This window comes from Ilumatobacter coccineus YM16-304 (assembly GCF_000348785.1).
GTDB lineage: Bacteria > Actinomycetota > Acidimicrobiia > Acidimicrobiales > Ilumatobacteraceae > Ilumatobacter_A > Ilumatobacter_A coccineus.
Genome location: NC_020520.1, coordinates 3,009,355 through 3,033,715, shown reverse-complemented (window position 1 = coordinate 3,033,715; position 24,361 = coordinate 3,009,355). Strand labels below are relative to the sequence as shown.

Below are 24,361 nucleotides of genomic sequence, written 5' to 3'. Positions count from 1 at the left end.
GGTCTCAGCCGTCGGTGTCGACGACGGCCATGACGTCGAGCCCCGCCTTGTTGCCGTCGGGGTCGGGAACCTCCTGCACGCGCTCGTCGACGTCGTCGTACTCCAGGCGCAGTGCCTTCGTCATCGTCGCGTGCATTGCGTACGTGCACGTGATGTACGTGAACTCGATGATCTCGACCTCGGAGAAGTGCTCCTTCAGTTGGTCGAACAGTGCTTCGGGGACGCGTCCGTGTTCGAGCACCAGGCAGTCGGTGTAGGCGAGCAGCACTCGTTCGTCGAGGGAGAAGCAGTCGGCCGTCGACCAGTTCGGAATGGCTTCGACCTGCTCGTCGGTGAAGCCGACGTCGCGCATCGCCTTGCAGTGTTGGCTGAACACGAACTGACTGGCAGCGACGTATCCGGCGCGGCACTGGCCGAGCTCGCGGTGGCGGGCCGAGAGTTCTCGGTTCTCCGATCGGTAGAACTGGAACCCGGCGGTGGTGTGGTCGAACGCGTCGGGACAGTTGGCGAACACGGTCCACCAGTTGCCGGGCGTGCCGCTCGCGGTGCCCGGTTCGGCGACCGGGTCGCGATCGCCGAACAGCATCTTGTACATCACCTGTGCGAACGGATGAGCGTCGTCGCGGGAAACCTCACTGAGTCGTGGCATGCCCCGAGTGTGGCCGATTCGGCGCGGTCGTCTCGACAGGAGACGCTCGTCGTGCACGCGTCCCATCGACCGAATCGACGATGGGTGTGTAACGCTCGGTGGCTGTGGCGCCCTGTACCCGTGATCGCCCATGGTGGATGCTGACGAGATGACGGAACGGACCGACGACGTGGTGCTGCGTCTCCGCGATGTCTACGAGGCCGACCATGCCCGGCTCTGGAGGTCGGTGTACGCCTTCGGCGGTTCGAGAGATGTCGCCGACGACGCCACCGCCGAGGCGTTCGCGCAGGCGCTGCGGCGCGGCGACGAGATCCGCGACGTGCAGGCCTGGGTGTGGAGGTCGGCGTTCGCCATCGCTCGCGGGCAACTCGGTGCTCGGGGCGACCGTGGCGTCGGAGATTCGGTCGATATGTCCGCAGCGCCGAACGCTGCCGAACCCGATGGGCTCGCCCACGTGCTCGACGCACTCAGCGAACTCGAACTCGCCGACCGCGAACTGCTGGTGCTCTGTCACGTCGGCGGCTGGCGTCCGTCGGAGCTCGCCCCGATCCTCGGAGTCGCGGGACCGGTACTGCGCGTCCGCCTGCACCGAGCGACGCGACGAGCACGAGTCATCCTGGAGGAGGAGGTCTGATGGAACCGTTCGATCGATTCGACGAGGTGCCCGTACCCGATCAGTGGGATGAGATCGTCGATCGGGCGGGCCCCGCGATCGGCGAGCCCGGCTCCGGGGAGGACGGGGCGACGGCCACTCATCGGCGCCGTTCGACCTGGGTGCTCGTCGGCGCCGTTGCGTCGGTCCTCGGTCTGGTCGTCGGCTTTGTGGCGCTCAGCCGAGGAGGAGACGGCGATGACGCGATCGGCGACATCGTCGTCACCCCGACCGACGTCGTCGACACCCCGACCGAGGCCGTCGATGCCGCCGACGACCCGCCACCTGACACCCCGACTCCCGTCGATGAGGACGAGCAGGTGGCGCTGACGTGTTCGAATGCCAGCGAGTTGGCTGAGATCGGGCAACTGCTTCGTAGCGGGCAGCCGACGTACGACTACCAACCGGCACGTGACGTGGCGCAACTGGTGGAGTGGTCGGACGTGGTCGTCGCTGGAGATCTCGTGAGCGCACGACGTACGAGCGCCGCGAACGGCGAGACCTACACCTCCATCGAGGTGGCGAACGTCGAGGTCCTGGCAGGCGTCGGAACGGTCGAGCGGATCGGCTCACCGTCGTTGTGGGCTGAGGGTCTGGGCGACGACCCGCTCGCCGACACCGTCGTGTTCGAGGGGGTGCGGTTCATCGCATTCCTCGACGCGTTCCCCGCCGCCCCCGGCGGTTGGGCCCCGTACGTCGGAGGAATCGGATTCGGGTGCGCCGGCACGAGGGGCGAGGCATCGCCGGTGGCCGAGAGCCTGGCGGGGCTCGACACCGAGATCCAGGATCTGTCGATCGACGACGTGATCGCTCGCGTCAGCGTCGTGGCCGACCGCCAGACCGAGGGGATTTCCCGGCCCGTGTTCGCCGACGACGTCTGCCCACCGCAATCGGCGCTCGACTTCGGTGCGCGCGACGGATTCACACAGGTCTTCTTTCCCCGTGACGAGGTGTTCCCGATCCAGATCATCGGCGCACCCGGCGGCACGCCGGCTGACCCGTTTGCGTTGATCCAACGGTGGGACGAGGCGACCGACGAGTCGATCGATGGCGAGCGGGTCGAGGTCGTGCCCATCGACGGGGTCGACGTCGGCATCGCAACGTTCGACAACGGGAACGGCGAAGCGACGTGGCGACTCGCCGACGGATCGATCGGCTACCTCCGTTCCCGCGGGTTGGACCGTGACGACATCGAGGAGATCGTCGGGGCGCTCAGCGGTCGGGCGCTCGATGCGCCGGTCCCTGGCTTCGACCTCGACGCTGGTGCTACCGATCGCTTCGTCGTGCTCCACGAGAGCGTCAACACCGACGTGTCGTCGAGCGGAGCGATGAGCGAATGCCGCCGAAACGGCGATCCCTGGATCTACCGGGTGTACGCGATCAACGGTGATCCAGTGGCTCGATTCGTGGCGGTGATCGACCGAGGGCCGGCGCCCTACGCGATCGGCGAGGTCGGGCCGACGACGGTGATCATCGAAGGCGTCGACGATGCCGAGGCACCCGGTGTCGGCGACGTGATCGACGCCGACGTCGATCGATTCGCGGCGTTGACGCGGCAGCCCAGCATCGCAGAGCAGGACAACACGCCGGACGAACTACTCCTCGGCCTCGACACCGAGGCGGTGCTCACACTGTTCGACGCCACCGGCGATGGCCTGTCCGATCAGGTGGTGGCGTTGAGCCTTCGTCTTGCCGACGGAGTCACCTTTCTCGAGGTCGATTGGGCCGATTTCGAGTCGCATCCGGACGCTGCTCGCTACCTCGTCGAGTTGGACGGAGGAGGTGCCGGAGCGTCGAACGGGGGAGCGGGGAACACGTCGATCGCGGGCTCGACGAGTGGCTTCCGTCTCGGCCCGGCGGACGCCACCGAACCGGTCGTCGTCACGGTGAAGATCGTCGATGCCGATGGTCGACTGTTGCAGCTGAGCCCGACCGTTCGGATCGTTCCCGAGGAGAGCCGGTGAGTGATTGGCGTTGACAGCGTCGACACCGAGGTGCAGAATGCGAAGCAACATTCGCGTTTTGATCGGGGGATCACATGAACGACGCACTCGGGGGAACCGCCATGCTCACTGAAGGGCATCGCCGTCGACGACGAACGGGCAGGTGGCTCGTCGCCGCCATGGCAGCCGCATCGATCGTGCCGGCAACAGCAGCCGACGCGCGGCCGGCTCCGGCACCATCGCCGGCGGTCGATGTTCGCATCGCCGCACCGGCACCGGTGTCGCTACCGACCGCGGCAGTCGCCATGGGCGACAGCTTCATCTCGGGGGAGGGTGCCGGCAGCTATCAGGCCGTCGTCGACGTCAACGGCAACGCGCAGGGCTTCCCCGGCTGGTCGGCCGACAACAGCAACGCCTTCTTCTGCCATCGCTCCGCCAATGCATCGATCCAGCAGGCGAACCTGCCGGGCATCAGCGCCCGATTCAACCTGGCCTGCTCGGGCGGGCAGCCGCACGACATGGCCAACGACTCGATCAACCGAGCGAGCGGTCGCACCGTCGAAGCGCAGATCGATCAGCTCGTCGCCGTCTCGCAGACCCACGACATCGACGTCGTGTTGATCGGTCTCGGATCGAACAACTCCAGCTTCACCTTCGGTGACGCCGCCGCCGAGTGCGCCGGCCGATTCGTCGCCGACGGCTACATCGGCTGGTGGGAGTTCTGGGTGCCGATCATCAACTGGATCACCGGATCGTCGAGCCCGCAGGACCCGTGCACGGTCAACGACCTGGCCAGCGCTGCCGAACTGAACACCGCTGAGGCCGAGACGGTTGCCGCCGTGCGCCAGATCTTGCAGACGCTCGATCAGATCGACGCCGACGGCGAGCACACGGTGGTGTTGCAGGACTACACCAACCCGCTGCCGCCCGACTTCGACAACAAGTTCTACAAGGAGAGCCGTCGTACCGACACGCGCGACAAGTTCCGTGACCTCGTACGTGAGCGGTACGCCGGCGGCTGCCCGGCGCACCGGGCGAGTCTCGGTCCGGCCCATCAGTTCTCGCAGGGTCTCGGCAACCTGGTCGAAGGTGTGCACAGCACCCTGAGCGCCGAGTTCCCGGCCACCGATCTCGTGTACCTCAACGTGCAGCGAGCCTTCGACGGCGCCCGGCTCTGCGAGAACTCCAACAGCCCGTCGGGCGTGCTCGCCACACCGGTCAGGCTGATGGACAAGTCGGGCGGTGTGCCGACCGGGGTGCACCTCACGAGCATCAACGGAACCGACAAGCTCGACATCTCGCGCATCCAGGGCGTGTGTACCGACTGGTTCCAGACCTGCCAGGAGTCGTGGCACCCCAACGCCGCCGGACACGCCGTGCTCGGTCAATGCCTGTCGGCAGCCGTCGCCGCCAGCAGTGACCGCATCGACTGCGTCCGCAATCCGTCGAGTGGTGCCATCAGCGCGAGCTGAGCTCCGACGTCGAGGCGGGTGACGACCAGGTGAGCCGGGCGGCCCCGCAACAACAGCGATCGAAAGACACCGTCGAGAAGATCCTCGTCGCAGCGGACACGTTGTTCGCTGCGCGAGGGTCGGTCGGCGTGACGACCACGGCGATCGCCGAAGAGGCCGGGATCTCGGTCGGCGCGCTGTATCGCTTCTTTCCCGACAAGCACGCGATCGGCCAGGCGCTCGCCGACCGCTACCTCGACGACGCGGCCGCGGCATTCGCTACCGAACTCGCATCGGTCGATGCACTCTCGAAAGTGCCCGACGGTCTCCGCCGCGTGATCCGGGTGGCGGGTCACCTCGCCCTGGCGCATCCGGGCTACTACCGGCTCACCCAGGAGGTGCGGCCCGAGGCCGCCGACTCGGTCGGGCACAGCGTCCGCACGACGATGATCGAGACGTTCGATGCGCTGCTGGCCGAACTCGGCTCCGCCCACGATCCCGTCGTCCGCCGGGTGGCCGTGCGGATGACGATCGAGACGGTCCGTCACACGCTGGCGACCTGCCCCACGTCCGAACCCGAACGGTCGATGGTCCTCCACGAACTCGAAGACATGGTCGTCACCTACGCCGAACGCCGCCTCACCGACACACCCTGAAGCGTTTGTGTGACCGAAAGCGACGCTGGCTCGCGCATTCGGTCACACAGATCTCGAGCCGTCGGGTTTGTGTGACCGATTGTGGGTCTGGCTCGCGGGATCGGTCACACAAACACCGGTGGGGTGCGACCGGGGTGGGCGAGTGTCAGAAGTCGGGGGCGCGTTTTTCGACGAGGGCGGCGATGCCTTCGCGGTACTCGGCGGTCGCCATGGCGTCGTTCATCAGCACGATCGAGTCGGTGACCGACGCGGCGGGGTCGTGGCGCAGCAGGTCGGCGGTGATCTGGCGTTTGGTGGTGGCCACCGCGGTCGGCCCGGCGAAGCGCACCAACTGCGCGGCCCAGCCGCGAGCGGCGGCGAGCGTTGCGGCGCCGCCCTCGCACACGCCGTTCCACAAGCCCCACTCGGCCGTTTCGGCGCCGGTGAACACCCGACCCGACAGCAGGAGGTCGTTGGCGCGGGTGACGCCGATGAGGCGCGGCAGCATCCACGTCATGCCGTACTCGGCCGGGAGCCCGAGCTTCGGTGCCGCGGTCGTGAGTTTGGCTTCGGCGGCCACGAAACGGAGGTCGCAGAACAGCGCCAACGCCAACCCGATGCCTGCGCACGCCCCGTTGACCGCGGCGATGATCGGGAGCCGGTAGCCGAGTTGCCAGGCGAAGTCGGCGTCGAGTCGGTCGCCGCCGCCAGGTGATGCGGCATCGGGTCGAACCCCCGTGTCGTAGGAGCCACGTTCGACGTGCCCTTCGAGGGCCTGGCTGTCGCCGCCGACGCAGAACGCGCGGTCGGAGCCCGTGATGACGACGGCGCGAACGTCGTCACGGTGCTCGAGGCCGGCCATGATCGAGCGGAGCTCCGTGTGCATCCGGCCGGTCCAGGCGTTGTGCCGATGCGGGCGGTGAAGCCAGACGGTGGCGACGCGATCCTCGACCTCGAAGCGTGTCGCCTTGAGTTCGAGCTCGGTCATCGTCGTCAGCCCCAGATCGACTTGAGGACGGGTTCGGCCAACTCGGGCCGACAGACGATGAAGTCGGGGAGCCAGGGGTCGCGTTCGTTGTAGACGATCGGCGAACCGTCGAGTCGGCTGACGTGGAAGCCTGCGGCGAGCGCGACGGCTGCCGGCGCGGCTGAATCCCACTGGTACATGCCGCCGTCGTGGACGTAGATGTCGGCCTCGCCCATGACCAGTGACATCGCCTTGGCACCGGCGGATCCGAGTCGCACGGCGTCGCAGTCGAGGCCCTCCGACACCAGGATCGCCGAATACGGCGCCCTCGAACGGGAGGTGACGAGACGCGGCCGTTCGCGTTCGAACACCGGATGCGGCGGCGCCGGATCGGTGGAGAACACCGCGTTGATCGCCGGCAGGCTCACCGCGGCAGCGCCGAATCGATCGGCGGTCCAGAGCGCGACGTGCACCGCCCAGTCGAATCGGCCCGGCTCGCCGAACTCTCGGGTGCCGTCGAGCGGGTCGATGATCCAGACGCGATCGCTCGTGAAGCGTCGCTGGTCGGTCTTGCCTTCCTCCTCCGAGAGCACCGCATCGTCGGGACGATGCTCGTGCAACTCGCGTGCGAGGAACGCTTGCGCGGCGGCGTCGCCGGCGTCTTTGACGTCCCAGGTCGAGGCCCCCTGACCGAACAGTTCCTCGCGCAGTTTCACCAGGATCTGGCCGGTCTGGACCGCGAGTCGTGTGGCGAGTTCGGCGTCGGTCTCGGGTGCCGTCCCGTCCACTGGCATCGGGCCATCATGCCAGGGGAGTGGCGGATGTGTGCAGCCGATGCGTGCGCCGCGAGCGACGGCGCCTCGTCGCTCGCCGGAACGATCGACGCGAGAAACACGGTCGGCGGTGATCCGGTTCTCTACCCTGACCGAACACCATGACGATGTTCCGCTTCGGCACGAAGATCCGGTACGGCTCGAGCCGAGGTCAGTTCGGTGTGCTCACGCGCCCACGTGGAGGTCGGCCGACGGCGGTCGTCGTGCTCGTCCACGGAGGATTCTGGACGTGGCCGTACAACCGGTGGCTGATGCTCCGGCTCGCTCGCAGCGTCCGCAAGCGCGGGTGGGCATCGTTCAACGTCGAGTACCGACGTCTCGGTCGGTTCGGTGGTGGCGGCGGATTTCCGGAGACGTTCGACGACGTTCGATCGGCGATCGGTCTCGCGCTGCAGTCGGCCCGGTCGGCCGAGGAGCGGTTCGGACGCCGTGTGCCGGTCGCAGTGGTCGGCCACTCGGCCGGAGGACACCTCGCACTGTGGGCGGGCCGCGAGATCGCCGGGCTCGCCGGCGTCGTGTCGCTGGCCGGGCCGACCGATCTGCGCTCGATCGCCGAGAACGGCTCGGAGCCGGTGCGCGACCTGGTTGCAGGCGCACCCGCCGACGAACGCTGGCAACTGACCTCCCCGATGCAGCGGCTTCCGCTCGCGGTGCCGGTGGTGTGTGTGCACGGCGCCGACGACACCACCGTGTCGCCGCGGAACTCCATCGCATTCGTCGAGGCCGCGACCGAAGCGGGCGACGACGCGTCGAGCACGCTCGTGGCCGGGGAAGTGCATCGAGACGCGCTGCGTTCGTCGTCGAAGATCTGGGCGACCACCCTCGACGTGCTCACGGAGTGGTGCTCGACCGATCTGCGGGACTGACTGACACGACCCTCAAGTCGTGGCGACGCGATGACGATGAACGCGTGTGACAGCCGCGTCGACATCTCACTCCGACGCGGCCCGACCGCGTCGGGGCGCGACTCGCCTGCACGTCACCAGCGACCCGCTGCGTGTTGCCGACGTGGCGAATCGTTGGTTCCCGAAAGTGCGGTCGTGGTTGGCGCTGGGAGCCCCGCTCGAATTGTTGAGCCCGTTGTCGGTCGCTCGGATCATCGCCCTGGTCGCCGTCGTGACCTGGCCGGTCGGCATGCTCACCGGAGCGACGACGCTCGCGGTCGGCTCCGTGCTGCTGGCGGCGAGCGTTGCGGTGACCGTGCTGTTGATGCGGGTCCGCGTCGTCGACGACGAGTACTCGCCGTTGCTGCTGCTGACGTTCGGGGCGATGTCGATCGCGTCGATCTCGACCAGCGGCGGTGAGCACCGAGCCGTGCTGTTGTCGGCGTTGCTCGGCACGATGGCGATCTTCGCCGGCTTGTTCATGAAGCCGAGCGTGCTGTTCCCGAGCCTGCTGATCGGCGTTGGATCGTTGGCCGTCGTTCTGCGGTTCACGCACGACGGCATGGGCATGTCGAACGGCACGATCATGTGTCTCTTCGCCTTTCTCATCGCGACGACCACGGCGATGACGGCCCGTACGGCCCGGACGTCGGGATTGCTCGACCCCGAGACCGGACTCGCGAACTTCCGGGGCCTGGCCGATCGGTTGGAGCGTCGAGACCCGGACCGCGACCTCATCGTCGCCACGGTCAACCTCAACGGGGTGGCCGAGGTGCGCGACGCACTCGGACACCACGCCGGAAGCGAACTCGTTCGGCGAGCGGTCGAGGATCTCGGACAGGTGATGACGGCGGGGGTCGCCATCGGCCGTGGTGCGAGCGACGACGTCGTGATCCTGGTGGAGAACCGCAGTGAGCTCGGCGTCTCGACGACCGCGCTGGTCGACCACGTGGTGCAGGAGATCGCCGCGGCGATCGGCTCTGGCCGCTACCTGGTCGGCGACATCGAAGTGACGCTCAACGCTCACGTCGGCGTCGCCATCTCGCCCGCGAGACAGAACGCCGACGACGACCCAGGGCCGATCGAGCTGCTTCGGCAGGCGGGTCTGGCAGCCCACGCGGCGCGGGGCGCGGGGCGTCTGGTCGCGGTGTGGGACGGCGAATCGACCACCCTGACCGTCGACGATCTCGAACTGCTCGCCGACCTCCGCACCGCCGCCGATCGCGGCGAGCTGTGGTTGGCATATCAACCACAGGTCAGTGCTCCCGACGGCCGAATCATCTCGGTCGAAGCACTGTTGCGTTGGACGAGCGAGCGGCACGGAGTGGTGTCGCCGGGACGCTTCATTCCGCTCGCCGAGCGCACCGGTCTGGTCGACCGACTGACCGACTGGGTGCTGGGCGAAGCGCTCGATGCGCAGGCTCGTTGGCGGGAGCAGGGGGTCGACCTGACGGTGTCGGTCAACGTGTCGCCCCTGTCGCTTCGCTCGGTCGACTTCGGTGATCGCGTCGAGGCCGCACTCGCTGCTCGGGGTCTCCCGCCCGGTGTGCTGATGCTCGAAGTCACCGAGTCGATGGCGTTCGACATCCCCGAAGCGGTCGAACGACTCGGTCCGTTGCGGGCATCGGGGGTGAGAGTGTCGATCGACGACTTCGGCACCGGCTACACCTCGCTCGCCGTGCTCCCGCAGTTGCCGCTCGACGAGCTCAAGGTCGACCAGATGTTCGTGCGCGACGCCATGACGTCGCGGGCGAGCGAGGCGATCGTCCGCTCGGTGTGCGAACTGGGACACCGGCTGGGCCTCACCGTGGTGGCCGAAGGCGTCGAAGACGAGTTGCTCGCCGACCTGATGACCTCGTTCGGAGTCGACCTGCTGCAGGGGTACCACTTCGCTCGGCCGATGCCCGAGGACGACCTCGTCGCGATGATCGAGCTCGAATCGTGCAGCCCGCTCTTCGCTGCCGACGCGATCGAAGCAGCCGACCTGGTGTCACCGAGCGACGCTCGTCGTTGATCCACGGGTCGCTCTGCTGCGAACCCTGTGCATGACGTGCACGACGACACGACGTGGGAGCGAGGCGGCGCGAGGATGAGATTCGACATCGACCGTTACCTCGACAAGGTCGCCGCGCTCGACGACAGCGACATCGACTACGAGCGCTTCGCCGACGAGCCCCTGTCGGACGACGTGCTGCGCTGCCTGCGCTACATGCACGACGTCGAGCATCACACGACCTGCTACCTCCGCGACCTGCTGGTGACCTCGGCACACGAGGATCCCGCCGTGACGTCGTTCCTGGCGATGTGGTCGTACGAGGAGTTCTGGCACGGCGAAGCAATCGGCAAGGTGCTCGAGGCTCACGGCGAGCTGGCGGGCCGTGACCGCGTGGCGCTCACCCGCCGCCGGGTCGGGGCCGACCGACTGCGGACCCTCGGCTTCATGGCCGTGTCGAGCTTCACCGACAACGTCGTCGCGATCGCCATGACCTGGGGTGCCATCAACGAGTGGACGACGCAGGCCGGGTACCTCCGTCTGGCCTCGGTGGCCGATCACGACGTGTTGTCGCCGCTGCTTCGTCGCATCGCCCGGCAGGAGGGACGTCACATCGACTTCTACGCCAGTCAGGCCGAGGAGCGGCTCACGAGTCGTTCGGCCCAGCGCTGGGTGCGAACGGCACTGAAGGCGAAGTGGAAACCGGTCGGCTCGAACGTGATGCCGAACGCCGAGACCGATCACCTCGTCAGGATGCTCTTCGGAGGAAGCGAGGGCGCCGCCATGTCGGAGCGGATCGACGAGCGGATCGACCGACTGCCCGGTCTCGCCGGGCTGGGATTGGTCGACGACGTCCGTCGGTCGGTGGCCGCCTGAACCGACGCAGGCGATCCGCCCGAGCGGGCGGTCGCGGAGGATGGGCGGTGTGTCGCACGACCTGTAGTGTCGGCGATCGTGTCATCGAGCGATTCAACTGACGACATCACCGAGGAGCCGACCACGGATTTCCGGGGCTCGCGTCGCCTCGTGGGCGCCGAGGAGTGGTTCTGGTACCTCGCCGCAGCGATCACCTACATCCTGCTCGGCATCTGGCACAAGTGGCTGCTGAACTGGTTCGTGGGCCCCGCGTGGCTCGTGGCGTTCATCGTGATCGGCCCGTGGCTGACCGACCGGATCGGCCTCACCTCCCGCCACGTACGGCGTGACGGCACGACTGGCGACGTGGCGCGATGAGTTGGGCAGCGCACCAGTTCGAGATCTACGCGGTCCAATCGCACCTGCCGAAGAAGATGCGCGGCAAGATCAGCTTCTGGGCGATCTTCCTCGGTGACTTCACGCCCGACTTCCTCTCGAAGTTCTGGGTGTACGGGTTCACGATCAACGGCACGCGCTACGGGGCCGACGTGCCGCACCAGTGGCATCGCGGATTCCCGGGCATGGGGTTCACCCACACGCTGTTCTTCGGCACGATCCTCACGCTGCTGATCTGGTCGTGGCGGAAGAATCGAGCGTTCACCATCGGCTACCTGCTCGGATACGCCGCGCACGCGCTCACCGACATCAACGACTCGGTCGGCGTGCTGCTGCTGTTTCCGCTGCTCACGCTGAACTTCACCTCACAGACGTGGGCGTATGCCGCAACGGTCGACGGTGGCAAGTATCTCGACGCGGCCGCGTACTACTCCAGCCTCGGTCTGGTGATGGACCTGTTCTGGCTGGTGGTCGTGCTGTTCTCGTGGCGGGTGCTCACCCGCGAGCACTGGCGAACACAGGTGGTGCCCGCCGATGCCCGCATCTGGGCGTGGTTCGGGAGGTGGTTGCCCGAACGTGGGCTGCTCGCCCTGTACCGGGCGACGTTCTTCTACGGGCTGTGCCGCATGATCTCGTGGAGTGCCTGGGCGCGTCTGTTCGCGTCACCCGACAAGTACGGCGAGTTCGACGTGACCGAGCGCGGGTTCCCGATGGACCTGTCGTGGACCGGGCCGTACTGGCTCGAAGCGCGCTCGCTGAGCCACGTGAATCCGTGGCTCGCGTACCCGGCAGCGTTGATGCTGCTGGCGGTGCTCTACGTCGTGATCATCCGGCTCTGGGAGCCGATGGGCCGCAAGGAAGCGGAGCGCAGACGATCGCGGAACGGCACCCACGACGTGTCGGGCGACCACGCCGACGCCTGAGCGACGGTGTCGGCGCCGAGCACCTCGACGGGGTCGAGGTCGAGCGCTTCGAGGAACGCCACGGTGCGCACGTCGTGTGCGACCGGGTCGGGATCGGGTGCGAGGTCGAGCTTCGCGAGCATCCGGTGAACCGGCGGCTTGATGACGTAGGTCGCCGCAGCGGCGAGCGCCCCAGCAGCTTCAGCGTTGCTCATGCAGTTCACACACATGCGCCCACTGTAGACCCAGCCCGAGCGCCGATGTCAGCTCACTCCCGCGGCACGCACCGGGCGGCCGACCCTGCCTGTTGTCGAGCTGTTGGTGGGTTTCGACTTGACTGTGTCGTATGGCAACGCTCAACCGGGCGACGATGGTCGCCGCACTCGTTCTGTCCAGCCTGATCGGAGTATCGATTCCGGTCGACGCATCGATCCAGCCGCCCCCGGGCGACGCCGGGGACGTGTTCGAGCCCTTCCCCGGTTCGACGGCGAGCGTGAACGTGATGACCGCTGCGTACAACCCCGATCGCGACGAGTATCTCGTCCTGATCGACGAGACGATCCCGATCGACACCCGCGTCGCGTCGATCGTGACCGGTGACGGCACGGTCGTCGTGCCGCGGTTCGTCATCGACACCGACGGAGCGACCAACGCCGAGGCGCTCGACAGTTCGACCACGACCAACGTGAACGCCGTCTACAACCCGGTCAGTGACGAGTACCTCGTCACCTACAACAAGGCGGCGCCACGACCAGGTCTGGCTCCGGGCCCCAATCAGACGGCGTTCCGGATTCTGGCCCAGCGCATCAGCGCCGAGGGTGACCTAATCGGGGCGCCGACGCCGATCGACAGCGTCGCGTCCCCGGATTCTCGGTGCTCCGCCCGCCACCACGACGTGGCCGTCGACCCCTCGACCGGGGACTACGTCGTCGCCTATGCGATCGGGCTGCCGTTCGGCACCCTCGATCCGTGTGAGGACCTCAACGGCCGACACAAGACGACGATCATGAAGATGACATCGGCGCTGGCAGTCGGTCCGAGGACCGATCTCCCCGGCAGCGTCGAACGCAGTGCGACCTATGTCGCCATCGAGCGCCACCCCTCGACCGGCGACTACCTCGTGGGCCGGTACGCCGACGACGGACTCAGCGGCGGTCGGTTCACGCTGCTCGACTCGTCGTTCGGCGTGCAGCGTGAACACGTCGTCGACCTCCGCACGCAGAATCCCGGCAACCAGGTGTTCACGGTCGATGTCGCCGTCGACCCGACATCGGAGAAGTGGATGACGGTCACCCAGGGCTCGGCCGCCACGATGACGATGGTGCTCGACGACGACGGGACCGTCGACGTTCCGGCCGACGTTCGCTTCGACCATCCGGTCACGCGCATCGAGGCGCTCGGGAACGGCGTGTTCGTGACGGCGCGAGGCGACTTCCTCCTCGGACAACTCGACCTGCGCGGCAACAGCGTGAGCGAGTTGGTGTTCCCGGTGAGCGCCGACTCGTTCTCCAGGGCAACCGACGTGATCGCCGGTGCCTCGGGGCGCTTCCTCGCGCTCGGCCGGGAGAACGTCACCGGTGTCTCCGCGACCGCGCCGCGTGCCGTGGAGTTGACGGCAGTGAGCCCCGCGACGCTCCCACTCCCACCCGCTCGCATCGCCGATACACGGATGTCGGCCACCGCCGAAACGGTCGACGGGGAGTTCGAAGGGATCGGGTCCATCGCCGCGGGCAGCGAGTTGCCGCTCCTGGTGGCGGGTCGCGCCGGTGTTCCGGCCGACGCCTCCGGGGCGATGTTGAACATCGCTGCCGCCGGTGCCGGAGCGAGCGGATTCATCACCGCGTACCCGTGCGGCTCGGACCGCCCGACGACGTCGAACCTCAACTTCGCTGCCGGTGCAGCGGCTTCAGCTGGTGCGTTCGTCGCCCTCTCCGACGATGGCTACACGTGCCTGTACGCGTCGACCTCGGTCGATCTGATCGTCGACGTCAACGGCTTCGTCCCGGCGCAGGCGTCGATCGACTCGATCGTCCCCGAGCGGTTCCTCGAGACGCGGACCGGGCAGGCCGACGGCACGGTCGACGGCGAGCAGGAGGGCGAAGGACGGGCGCCGACCGGAGTGATCGAACTCCCGGTGGCCGGGCGGGGGAGTGTTCCCGACGACGCCAGCGCCGTCATGATGAACATCACGGCCGTCCGCCCGAGCCGGCAGGTCTTCGTCACCGCCTTCCCGTGTGGCGAGGAGCGGCCGGTCGCCGCCAACCTCAACGCCGCAGCCGGGAGCGCGACCAACAACCTTGCGCTGGCACGACTCGGTGACGACGGCATGGTGTGTCTGTACACGAGCGGTGAGACCGACGTGATCGTCGACGTGTCGGCGTTCGTCCCGGCGACCAGCTCGCTGGTCTCGATCAATCCCGAACGTTTCGTCGAGACCCGTCCCGGTGAACAGACCGTCGACCGGGCGAACGAAGCAGGAGTTCGACTGCCGGCCGGAGCGACGATGAGCTTCATCCCCGTGGCCGGTCGTGGCTCGGTTCCCGGCGGCGCGAGGGGCGTGATGTTGAACATCGCGACCATCGCGCCGTCGACGAACGGGTTCGCGACCGTCTATCCGTGCGGCGAACGGCCGAACGCGGCGAGCGTCAATTACGCGGCCGGGTCGGTGACCTCGAACGCCGTGTTCGTGGCACTCAGTGATCCGGCCGGCCAGATCTGCATCTACAGCTCGGCCGAGACCCATCTCGCCGTCGACGTGGTGGGGTACACCACCGACGGATGAGCACCGGGCCAGCCGACCGGTCGTCACCGCTGGTGCCCGGCACCAGCGGTGACGCTCAGTTGAGTTTCTTGTACTTGATGCGGGTCGGGGTGTCGGCGGCGTGGCCGAGTTCTTGCTTGCGTCGCTCCTCGTACTCGCTGAAGTTGCCTTCGAACCAGCGCACCTGGCTGTCGCCTTCGAACGCCAGCACGTGCGTGGCGATGCGGTCGAGGAACCAGCGGTCGTGGGAGATGACCACGGCGCAACCCGGGAACGATTCGAGCCCGGCTTCGAGCGCACGCAGCGTGTCGACGTCGAGGTCGTTGGTCGGTTCGTCGAGGAGCAGCACGTTGCCGCCCGACTTCAACAACTTGGCGAGGTGGACGCGGTTGCGCTCACCACCCGAGAGGTCGCCGACCCGCTTGCCGTGGTCGGTGCCTTTGAAGTTGAAGCTCGACACGTAGGCGCGGCCGTGGATCTCGCGGCCGCCGACGTCGAGGACTTCGCCGCCGCCGGTGATCTCGTCGTAGACGGTGGCGTCGGGATCGAGGTCGTCGCGGTCCTGGTCGACGTACGACAGATCGACCGTTTCGCCGATCTTGATCTCACCCGAATCGGGAGCCTCGCGGCCGGCGAGCATCTTGAACAGCGTCGACTTGCCTGCACCGTTCGGGCCGATGATGCCGACGATGCCGGCCGGGGGCAGCGAGAACGACAGGTCGTCGATGAGCAGCTTGTCGCCGAAGCCCTTCGACAGGTTCTTCACCTCGATGACGTTGTCGCCCAGACGACGCCCGGCCGGAATGGTGATCTGCAACTCGGAGCTCTGCTGCTCGGCGGCCTTGGCCTCGGCGTGCAGCTTCTCGTAGGCGTTGAGACGCGCCTTGCCCTTGGCCTGGCGGGCCTTGGTGCCCATGCGAACCCATTCGAGTTCGCGGGCCAGCGTCTTCTTGCGGGCCTCGTTGCCGCGCTCTTCACGCTCGAGGCGTTCTTGCTTCTGTTCGAGCCACGACGAGTAGTTGCCTTCGAACGGCAGGCCCTTGCCGCGTTCGAGTTCGAGGATCCACTTGGCGACGTTGTCGAGGAAGTAACGGTCGTGGGTGATGGCGACGACGGTGCCGGTGTAGTCGGCGAGGAAGCGTTCGAGCCAGTCGACCGACTCGGCGTCGAGGTGGTTGGTCGGCTCGTCGAGCAGCAGCAGGTCGGGCCGCGACAGCAGCAGGCGACACAGTGCGACGCGGCGGCGTTCACCACCCGACAGGACGGTGACGTCGGCGTCGTCGGGCGGGCAGCGCAGCGCGTCCATCGCGATCTCGACGTTGCGCTCGAGCGACCACGCGTCGGTGGCGGCGATCTTGTCTTCGAGGACGGCCTGTTGCTTGCCGATCTTGTCGTAGTCGGCGTCGGGGTCGGCCCACTTGGCCATGACCTCGTTGTACTCGTCGATGATCGACTGCACTTCGGCCACGCCGTCCATGACGTTGCCCTTGACGTCTTTCTCGGGGTCGAGCTGCGGTTCCTGCGCCAGGTAGCCGACACTGAACCCTGCGGTGAGGCGGGCCTCGCCCTGGAAGCCGTCGTCGAGGCCGGCCATGATCTTGAGCAGCGACGACTTGCCGGCGCCGTTCGAGCCGAGCACGCCGATCTTGGCGCCCGGGTAGAACGAGAGCGAGATGTTCTCGAGCACCGTCTTGTCGGGCGGGTAGACCCGCTTGAGCTTGTAGGCCTGGTAGATGAATTCGTGCGCCATGGTGCGGCCCAGGCTAGCGATGCACCCCGGACGGTTTGTCTCTGAGACAAAGCGTCCGGGGATGGCTCTGGGCCTGGCGTCGATCGCCGCGAGTGGTTTGTTGTCGGTTTGTTAGCGGCGATGTGGTCGGGTGTCGTGTATGAAGCACTGGTCGTACGCCCGCCGCGCCGTGATGTCGGCTGCGGTCACCATCGCGTTCATCGTCCCGGTCGGGGTCGCGCGTCAAGCCGACGCATCGCTGGTGCCGTCGCCGGCGTCGTCGGGCGTGACGTTTGATCCGTTCCCGGGAACGGTTGGCATCGCCGACACCGCCGCCGCGCACCACCCGACTCGAGACGAGTACCTGGTCGCGACGCATTCGGCGAGCGGCGTGCGCTCGATCGTGGTGAGCATCGTGAGCGGCGATGGGACGATCGTTGTCGCGCCGTTCGCGCTGCACGTCAGTCCGGGATCCGGTAGTGGATCGGTCGGCAGTCCGGTCGACACGCGACTCGACGTCGAGTACAACCCGTCGGCCGACGAGTATCTCGTCAGTTTCGTCATGTCTGCGCCGCGGCCCGGAATCGCAGGAAGCACGCCCCGGGTCGTCGCCCAGCGGGTCGGTCCGACCGGGACGCTCATCGGCGGTATCACCCCGATCTCTGCGGTGTCATCGAGCGACTTCCGATGTACGGCGAACCATCACGACGTCACCGTCGACGCAGCCACCGGTGACTACGTACTCGCGTACGCCGTGGGCATGTTCTTCGCCACCCTCGACCCGTGTGAGGACCTGTCGGGCCAGCACAAGACCACGGTCGCTCGAGTGTCGCCGACGCTCGCCGTCGGTCCGCGTATCGACCTGCCAGGCCGGTTCGCGAACGGAAACGACAGCTTCACGTCGATCGCTCCGCATCCGACCACCGGTGATTTCATGATCGGACGACTCGACAGCGACGGCGGACGATTCACGCTCGTCGGTCCCGGCCTGACCGTGAAAGCCGACGAGAGCATCGACGTGGCGCTTCCCGACGTCGGGAACTTTCCTGCCTACGTCGCGGTGGCCGCGGACGCGATGTCGGGCAAGTGGCTCGCCATCGCGCGCGGCACGCAGGGAACCAAGACGATGGTGCTCGATGCCGACGGCTCGGTCGACACTCCGGCGGCGGTTCGATTCGAGGGCAGCGTCGACCGTCTCGAGGGAATCGGCAATGGCATCTTCGTCGGCCCCGGATCGGGAAAAGTGCGCCAGCTCGATCTCAGCGGCAACGTCGTGTCCGAACTGGTGTTGCCCGCCGACGGAGGAGGGTCGGAGCCGGGCGAGGTGACTCCCGCCGGAGACGGGAGGTTCCTCGCGGTGGCACGAGTGCTCGTCGGCTTCGTACCGGCCGCAGCGATCGAACTGGTGGGCGTGCAGCCTGCCACGTTGCCGCTGAGTCCGTCTCGCATCGCCGACACCCGACGGGCGTCATCGGCCCAGACCGTCGACGGCGACTTTCTCGGCGGCGGACCGATCGACGGTGGTCGAGATCTCGAACTCGTGGTCGCTGGCCGCGCCGGCGTTCCCGACGACGCCACCGCGGCGATGCTCAACATCGCCGCCGCTGGAGCGACCACCGGTGGCTACATCACTGCGTACCCGTGTGGCTCGGAGCGTCCGACGACGTCGAACCTCAACTTCTCCGCCGGAGCGCCGGCATCGGCCGGGGCATACGTGGCGCTGTCCGACGCCGGAACCACCTGCCTCTTCGCCTCGACCACGACCGAAATGATCATCGACGTCACGGGATACGTCCCCGGGACGGCGTCGATCACATCGATCGTTCCCGAACGGTTGCTCGAGACGCGCCCGGGTCAAGCGAACGGGACGGTCGACGGGGACGAGGAAGGTGAAGGTCGCCTCGGTAGCGGTGTGATCGAGTTGCCGGTAGCGGGGCGAGGCAGCGTCGACGCCGAAGCGAGTGCGGTGATGATCAACATCACGGCGGTGCGGCCGGACTCGCAGTTGTTCGTCACGGCGTTCCCGTGTGGTCAGCCGCAGCCCACCGCAGCGAACCTCAACGTGGCCGCCGGCGGCTCCACGAACAACCTGGCGTTCGCTCGCATCGGTATCGACGGGAAAGTCTGTCTGTTCACCAGCGGTCCGACCGACCTGATCGTCGACGTGTCGGCCTTCGTTCCGGCCGTCGGGTCGTTGGTGTCGATCAACCCGGAGCGCTTCGTCGAGACCCGGGTCGGGGAAGAGACGATCGATGGACGAGATCAGTTCGGGCGGCGCCTCGGCGCAGAGCAGAGCTTCAACTTCCTCGCCGTCGCTGGTCGGTCCGGTGTTCCGAGCGAAGCGAAGGGCGTGATGCTCAACGTGGCAGCGATCAAGCCGCTGACCGCGGGGTTCATCACGGTCTACCCGTGCGGTGATCGTCCCAACACAGCGAGCGTGAACTACGCGGCCGGGTCGGTCACGTCGAACGCAGTCTTCGTAGCGCTGAGCGATCCGGACGGCTGGATCTGCGTGTTCACCTCGGCGGAGACCGACCTGGCGATCGACGTCGTCGGCTACACGACCGACGGATGAGCGACGCCCGGACGGTTTGTCTCTGAGACAAAGCGTCCGGGTCGACGATCAGCGGCGGGAGAGGCGGAGGGCTTCGCCGAGGGTGATCCGGCTGCCGCTGCGCAGGAGCGTGAACTCGTAGATCCGCCCGGCGAGACCGAGCAGGAACACGGTGGTGGCTGCGAGCAGCACGAGCGCGATGGCCACGACGCCGATGCTCGCCGTGCCCTCGGCCGTGGTGACGGGCAACGCGAAGGGCGAGGTGAACGGCACGATCGACGCGACCTTCGCCACCACCGAGTCGGGAGCGGCGACCGCCTGCAGCGCGAGGACGTAGCCGGTGATGATGGGGACGAACACGGGGAACAGTGCCTGCTGCGCGTCTTCCTGCCGTGACACGAGCGAGCCCACCACGGCGAAGAGCGTGCCGTACATCGTGAAGCCGAGGAGGAAGGTGACGAACAACAGCGGCAGCGACGCGTACGCCGAGGCCGGAATACCGACCGATCCCGACAGCGCGAGCGCGAGGAACAGCCCGATGATCGGGATCACCACCTGCACGGCGGCGAGCACCCCGACGCCGATCACTTTCCCGGCGAGCAGATCGCGCGGCCGCACGAGTGCCAGCAGGATCTCGACGATGCGGTGCGCCTTCTCCTCGACGACGACGAGGGCGATCTGCGACCCGTACATCTGGATCGAGAAGAACATGATGAAGATGCCGATCGTGGCGACGACGGTCTTGGCGTTGTCGCCGTCGGTCGGTGGATCGATGAACTCGCTCTCGAGCGGTATCGGCGCGAGCAGTTCGTCGAGCGTCGCGTCGTCGAGGCCGAGATCACCAGCACGGTCGACGACGGCGATGTCGGTGAGCGCCTCGACGACGATCGACTGCACGAACTGGTCGGGTTCGTCGTTCCAGACCAGCGTGGTGCCGTCGCGGATGACGACGTCGACGTCGCCGTCGAGCAGGAGTTGCTCGACCTCGTCGTCGGCGACGAGCAGGGTCTCGGTCTCGACCCTGGGCGGAGCCAGGGCCTCGAGGGTGTCGTCGAGGCGCTCGACGCTCGACGTGATGCCGATCGTGACCTCGACGGTGCCGGGGGAGTCGTCGCGCGAGCCGAAGATGGCGGCGCCGATCACGAACGCGATGGTGATCACGACGAGGATGCCGGTCGAGACGCGGTACGCCTTCGATCTGCCGCGGGTCGCGATCTCGCGCTTGGCGACTTCGAGCATCATGACGACGCCTGCTCCCGGTCGTCCGCCCCACGGTCGGGCTGCTGGCGGTCGACCTGCTGGCGGTCGACCTGCTCGCGGTCGCGGCGGCCGTAGGCGACGAGCTCGGAGAACACCTCGTCGAGCGAGGGCGGCTCGAACCGGAAGGTGACCACGGTGCCGACGGTCGAGGCGGCAGCCATCAATGCCGACGGGTCGGACGTGGCCGGGACCCGGAAGGTGGTCCGTCCGGACGGGTCGACGACCCGCTCCAGCATGCCGTCGGGGGTCCACTGCTCCTGCGCTGCCGGGGAGACGTCGTCGGCCCACTTGACCTGGAGCATCCGCCGCTCGGAGCGCGCTCGGATGTCGTCGACCACGCCGCTGCCGATCGTGTGGCCTTCGTCGACGATCACCACCTCCCGACACAGCTCCTGCACCAGTTCGAGCTGATGGCTCGAGAACAGCACACCGATGCCGTTGCGGGTCTGCTCGGTGATCATCTCGCGAAGCACGTCGATGGCGAGTGGGTCGAGGCCGGCGAAGGGCTCGTCGAGGACCAAGAACTCCGGCTCGTGGACGAGGGCCACGCTGAGCTGCACCCGCTGCTGGTTGCCGACCGACAGTTCCTGGACCTCGTCGTCGGCACGCTCGGCCAGGCCGACCCGGTCGAGGAGCGCCGAGGCCCGCGAGTTGGCGGTCGACTTGTCGAGACCGGCGAGGCGGCCGAAGTAGGCGACCTGCTCGTGCACGCGCATCCGCTTGTAGAGGCCGCGTTCCTGCGGCATGTATCCGAAGCGGCGCCGAACGTCGGGGGTGATCTCCTGCCCGTTCCAGGTGACGGAGCCGCCGTCGGTCGTGATCAGGCCCATCACCGCGCGCATCGTCGTCGACTTGCCCGCACCGTTGGGCCCGAGGAAGCCGACGAGTTGGCCGGGCTCGACGCGCAGGTTGCAGTTGGTCAGCGCCGCCACCGAGCCGTAGCGCTTCTGGAGCCCGTGAACGTCGAGACCTGTCATCGCCCGGCCAACGTACCGCGAGCAGGCCGGACTGTCGCGGCAGCACCGGCCGGCGAACGCTGCCCGGGTCGGCGGCGGCACCGTCGTATCGTGCGGCAATGGCACGCACCATCCGATTCGGTCACCAGCTCCGCACGTCCGAGGCCGCCGATCCGATCACCGCGGCGCAACGGGCGGAGGCGATCGGGTTCGACGTCGTGCTCGTCCCCGACCATGTCGGCCCGGGTCTGGCGCCCATGCCGACGCTCGCTGCCATCGCCGCAGCGACCAGCACGATTCGACTCGGTACCTTCGTGCTCAACTCCGACATGCGCAATCCGGTGCAGTTGGCCTGGGAGGCCGGCACGATCGACCACCTGTCTGCCGGCCGCTTCGAACTCGGCCTCGGAGCCGGGCACACCCCACACGAGTACGCCGAGGTGGGCCTGCCCATGGCGCCGCCCGCAGCGCGCAAGTCGGCCCTCGCCGAGCGCGTCGAGATCATTCGGCGACTGCTCGACGGCGAGACCGTGACGATCGACGGCGTCCATCATCGTCTCGACGGGGCACGGATCGATGCGTCGCGTCAGCAGCGACTGCCGATCCTGGTCGGCGCGAACGGCGTCGCGGCGCTGGCCCACGCCGGAGCACACGCCGACATCATCGGGCTGCAGGGCCTCGGCCGAACGAAGGACGACGGACACCAGCACGAGGTCGCATGGAGCACCGAACACCTCGACGAACAGATCGAGCAGGTTCGCGCCGGGGCAGGGGAGCGGTTCGACGCCGTCGAGTTGAACGCGCTGGTGCAGGTGGTCGACATCACCGACGAACGCGACCACTCGATCGAACGACTCGGCGAGCGCCTCGACCGGTCGGCGTCACCCGAGGCGCTCGCCGAGATCCCGTACGTGCTCATCGGCACGGTCGACGAGATCGCGGCGAAGGTGCTTCGATGCCGCGAGCGGTGGGGTGTGAGCTACTTCGTGGTCCGCGACCTCGACGAGTTCGCACCGGTGATCGACGCGGTCCGGATCCTCGAGGCCTGACGGCGTGGCGACTCGGAGCGCGGCGTGTCAGCCCGTGGCGACGAGTGGGAAACGGGGGTCGTCGGCGAGGCTGCCTCCGACCGAGAGACCGTCGGCCTCGTACGGCGGCGAGACCTCCCAGGGGCGTTCGGCGAACGTGGCATCGTCGCCGACCCAGCGGAAACTCACGGCCCGTCGTGGATGTTGCAGCGAGTTGCCCGGTGCGTCGTGCAGCGTCCGATAGTGGAACGCGATGACGTCTCCGGGCTCGACGTCGAACGAGATGACCCGGTGCCGGTCGGGCTCCGCAGCGAGCATCGCGTCGATGTCGGGCACCAGTTCGAACGAGGGAGCCTGGTCGTCGGCCGCGGCGCTCGACGGATCGGCGTAGCTGGTGTGGTCGATGAACTTGCGTGGGACGAACCAACGATCCCACCGATGTGAGCCGGCGAGGAACCGCATGCCACTCATCGCCGGCACCGGATCGAGCGCCACCCACAAGCTCACGTTCTGGTCGCCGTCGACGCAGTAGTACGGCTGGTCGTGGTGCCACGGGGTGCGCTCGGTCGCTCCGGGCTCCTTGACGAGCACGTGCTCGTGGAAGAACCGCACCGTGTCGGAACCCATGAGCTCCTTGGCGACACCGGCCAGCGGGCTCTCGAACGCGGCCCGGCGGTACTGCTCCACCTCCGGCCACGTCACGTAGTCGGTCCAGAAGCCGACCGCTTCGTCGGGCTTGGTGTACCAGTGCGACCAGTCGGACGGGTGGTTGCGGTTGTGCTCGACGCCGTCGGCGATCAGGTCGATCCAGCGCTCGTCGAGCACGCCTCTGATCACGGTCGCCCCGTCGGTCTGGAACTGGTCGCGCTCGCGTTGCAGGTCTGGTGTGGCCGAACTCGCTGTCACCCCACCAGTGTTGCACCGAGACGAACGAAATCGCCGACAGCTGCGCCGGGAGCGGCCGGGGCCGTCGAAACGGGCCGCACGACCGCACTACGGTCGAGACCATGCTTCCCGTTGCCCCGTTCGGTTCCACCGGCCATCAGTCGACGCGCGTGATCTTCGGCGCTGCCGCGCTCGGTGGCATGAGCCAGGAGCGTGCCGACGCGACACTCGTGCAGATCCTCGAGTGGGGGATCAACCACATCGACACCGCCGCGTCGTACGGCTCGTCCGAAGAGCGCCTGCAGCCGTTCCTGTCGATGCATCGAGACAAGGTGTTCCTCGCGACGAAGACCGGCGAGCGAGCGAGCGGGCGAGCCCGTGCCGAACTCGAACGTTCACTCGATCGCATGGGCGTCGACCACGTCGACCTCGTCCAACTCCACAACCTCGTCGACGAAGCGGAGTGGGAGCAGGCATTCGCTCCCGGCGGTGCCGTCGAGGCATTGGCGTCGGCCCGAGACGAGGGACTGGTGTCGAACATCGGCGTGACCGGTCACGGGCTGCCCGTGCCCGGCATGCATCTGCGCAGCCTCGAACGGTTCGACTTCGCCTCGGTGCTGTTCCCGGTCAACTTCGTGCTGCTCGACAACCCGGCGTACCGCGCCGACGTCGAAGCGCTCCTCGACCTGTGCGCCGAACGTGACGTCGCCGTCCAGACGATCAAGTCGATCGCTCGCGGTCGTTGGGCCGACGGTGACACCAACCGGTTCAGTTGGTACGAGCCGCTCACCGATCCCGAGCCGATCGCCCGCGCCGTTCGCTACGTGCTGTCGAACGAGCAGATGTTCCTCAACACCACCAGCGACGCCCGTCTGCTTCCGATGATCATCGACGCCGCGAACGGATCGCTCACCGCTCCGACCGGCGACGAGATGCGCGCCGACATCGAGGCCGAAGGCATCACCCCCTTGTTCGACGAGGCGCGACCGGCAGCGATCTGACCGCACCGATCTCGCAGCGTCTCCGAT

The 24,361-nt window shown here is 67.6% G+C and carries 21 protein-coding genes; 13 read left to right on the top strand and 8 right to left on the bottom strand.

The genetic code is table 11. The features are described from left to right. Positions 1-4 precede the first annotated feature (4 nt). On the bottom strand, positions 5-649 hold the full coding sequence (locus YM304_RS13705; protein WP_015442293.1) for a carboxymuconolactone decarboxylase family protein: 645 nt from the start codon (positions 647-649) through the stop codon (positions 5-7). A 148-nt stretch (positions 650-797) separates the two neighbouring features. Here YM304_RS13705 and YM304_RS13700 point away from each other — a divergent pair, with 148 nt between their 5' ends. From YM304_RS13700 to YM304_RS22640, 4 genes are all read left to right on the top strand, one after another. Then, entirely contained in the window at positions 798-1,283 is a 486-nt protein-coding gene (locus tag YM304_RS13700; protein ID WP_154723458.1) for an RNA polymerase sigma factor, read from the top strand. Continuing rightward, complete coding sequence (locus YM304_RS13695; RefSeq protein WP_015442291.1) at positions 1,283-3,265, top strand: hypothetical protein; 1,983 nt, start codon at positions 1,283-1,285, stop codon at positions 3,263-3,265. The genes YM304_RS13700 and YM304_RS13695 overlap by 1 nt, the downstream gene beginning before the upstream one ends. Before the next feature lie 101 nt (positions 3,266-3,366). Then, positions 3,367-4,716, top strand: a complete 1,350-nt coding sequence (locus YM304_RS13690; RefSeq protein WP_015442290.1) for an SGNH/GDSL hydrolase family protein — start codon at positions 3,367-3,369, stop codon at positions 4,714-4,716. A 29-nt stretch (positions 4,717-4,745) separates the two neighbouring features. After that, positions 4,746-5,351: a TetR/AcrR family transcriptional regulator gene (locus tag YM304_RS22640; protein ID WP_015442289.1), complete on the top strand. Its 606-nt coding sequence runs from the start codon at positions 4,746-4,748 to the stop codon at positions 5,349-5,351. Between the two features lie 145 nt (positions 5,352-5,496). Here YM304_RS22640 and YM304_RS13680 read toward each other — a convergent pair whose 3' ends face one another. Beyond that, a complete protein-coding gene (locus YM304_RS13680) occupies positions 5,497-6,318 on the bottom strand; it encodes an enoyl-CoA hydratase-related protein (protein WP_015442288.1) in 822 nt (273 codons plus the stop codon). 5 nt (positions 6,319-6,323) lie between these two features. Continuing rightward, positions 6,324-7,091 carry a 3'(2'),5'-bisphosphate nucleotidase CysQ gene (locus tag YM304_RS13675; RefSeq protein WP_015442287.1) on the bottom strand — a complete coding sequence of 256 codons (768 nt, stop codon included), beginning with the start codon at positions 7,089-7,091 and terminating at the stop codon, positions 6,324-6,326. Positions 7,092-7,231: 140 nt separating this feature from the next. Between YM304_RS13675 and YM304_RS13670 the strand changes: the two genes are divergently transcribed. The 5 genes from YM304_RS13670 (at position 7,232) to YM304_RS13650 (ending at position 12,181) form a co-directional block, all read left to right on the top strand. After that, positions 7,232-7,996, top strand: a complete 765-nt coding sequence (locus YM304_RS13670) for an alpha/beta hydrolase family protein (RefSeq protein ID WP_015442286.1) — start codon at positions 7,232-7,234, stop codon at positions 7,994-7,996. A 142-nt stretch (positions 7,997-8,138) separates the two neighbouring features. Next, positions 8,139-10,028, top strand: a complete 1,890-nt coding sequence (locus tag YM304_RS13665; protein ID WP_015442285.1) for a putative bifunctional diguanylate cyclase/phosphodiesterase — start codon at positions 8,139-8,141, stop codon at positions 10,026-10,028. A 75-nt stretch (positions 10,029-10,103) separates the two neighbouring features. Further along, a complete protein-coding gene (locus YM304_RS13660; protein ID WP_041299913.1) occupies positions 10,104-10,883 on the top strand; it encodes a ferritin family protein in 780 nt (259 codons plus the stop codon). Positions 10,884-10,961: 78 nt separating this feature from the next. Next, positions 10,962-11,240, top strand: coding sequence for a hypothetical protein (locus YM304_RS13655; protein WP_154723457.1), 279 nt, complete (start codon positions 10,962-10,964; stop codon positions 11,238-11,240). After that, positions 11,237-12,181, top strand: coding sequence for a hypothetical protein (locus YM304_RS13650; protein WP_015442282.1), 945 nt, complete (start codon positions 11,237-11,239; stop codon positions 12,179-12,181). The genes YM304_RS13655 and YM304_RS13650 overlap by 4 nt, the downstream gene beginning before the upstream one ends. Here the strand turns inward: YM304_RS13650 and YM304_RS24785 are convergent. Beyond that, the gene (locus tag YM304_RS24785) at positions 12,073-12,375 is read right to left on the bottom strand and encodes a hypothetical protein (RefSeq protein ID WP_154723456.1); all 303 of its coding nucleotides are present in this window, start codon (positions 12,373-12,375) and stop codon (positions 12,073-12,075) included. The two genes, YM304_RS13650 and YM304_RS24785, sit on opposite strands and share 109 nt — an antisense overlap. Positions 12,376-12,506: 131 nt before the next feature. Between YM304_RS24785 and YM304_RS13640 the strand changes: the two genes are divergently transcribed. After that, positions 12,507-14,942, top strand: a complete 2,436-nt coding sequence (locus tag YM304_RS13640) for a PIN domain-containing protein (RefSeq protein WP_015442280.1) — start codon at positions 12,507-12,509, stop codon at positions 14,940-14,942. Between the two features lie 55 nt (positions 14,943-14,997). Here the strand turns inward: YM304_RS13640 and ettA are convergent, their stop codons facing one another. Further along, positions 14,998-16,671 (bottom strand): energy-dependent translational throttle protein EttA, encoded by a 1,674-nt coding sequence (gene ettA, locus YM304_RS13635; RefSeq protein WP_015442279.1) that lies wholly within the window; start codon positions 16,669-16,671, stop codon positions 14,998-15,000. Positions 16,672-16,810: 139 nt separating this feature from the next. Between ettA and YM304_RS13630 the strand changes: the two genes are divergently transcribed. Further along, entirely contained in the window at positions 16,811-19,225 is a 2,415-nt protein-coding gene (locus tag YM304_RS13630) for a hypothetical protein (protein ID WP_015442278.1), read from the top strand. 48 nt (positions 19,226-19,273) lie between these two features. Here the strand turns inward: YM304_RS13630 and YM304_RS13625 are convergent, their stop codons facing one another. Further along, the gene (locus YM304_RS13625; protein WP_041298308.1) at positions 19,274-20,446 is read right to left on the bottom strand and encodes an ABC transporter permease; all 1,173 of its coding nucleotides are present in this window, start codon (positions 20,444-20,446) and stop codon (positions 19,274-19,276) included. Then, the gene (locus YM304_RS13620) at positions 20,443-21,441 is read right to left on the bottom strand and encodes an ABC transporter ATP-binding protein (RefSeq protein WP_015442276.1); all 999 of its coding nucleotides are present in this window, start codon (positions 21,439-21,441) and stop codon (positions 20,443-20,445) included. The genes YM304_RS13625 and YM304_RS13620 overlap by 4 nt, the downstream gene beginning before the upstream one ends. A 98-nt stretch (positions 21,442-21,539) precedes the next feature. On the opposite strand from YM304_RS13620, the gene YM304_RS13615 reads away from it, so the two are divergent. Further along, the gene (locus YM304_RS13615) at positions 21,540-22,469 is read left to right on the top strand and encodes a TIGR03621 family F420-dependent LLM class oxidoreductase (RefSeq protein WP_015442275.1); all 930 of its coding nucleotides are present in this window, start codon (positions 21,540-21,542) and stop codon (positions 22,467-22,469) included. A 27-nt stretch (positions 22,470-22,496) separates the two neighbouring features. Here the strand turns inward: YM304_RS13615 and YM304_RS13610 are convergent, their stop codons facing one another. After that, positions 22,497-23,354 (bottom strand): phytanoyl-CoA dioxygenase family protein, encoded by an 858-nt coding sequence (locus YM304_RS13610; protein ID WP_015442274.1) that lies wholly within the window; start codon positions 23,352-23,354, stop codon positions 22,497-22,499. A 101-nt stretch (positions 23,355-23,455) separates the two neighbouring features. Between YM304_RS13610 and YM304_RS13605 the strand changes: the two genes are divergently transcribed. Further along, the gene (locus tag YM304_RS13605) at positions 23,456-24,334 is read left to right on the top strand and encodes an aldo/keto reductase (RefSeq protein ID WP_015442273.1); all 879 of its coding nucleotides are present in this window, start codon (positions 23,456-23,458) and stop codon (positions 24,332-24,334) included. Positions 24,335-24,361 lie beyond the last annotated feature (27 nt).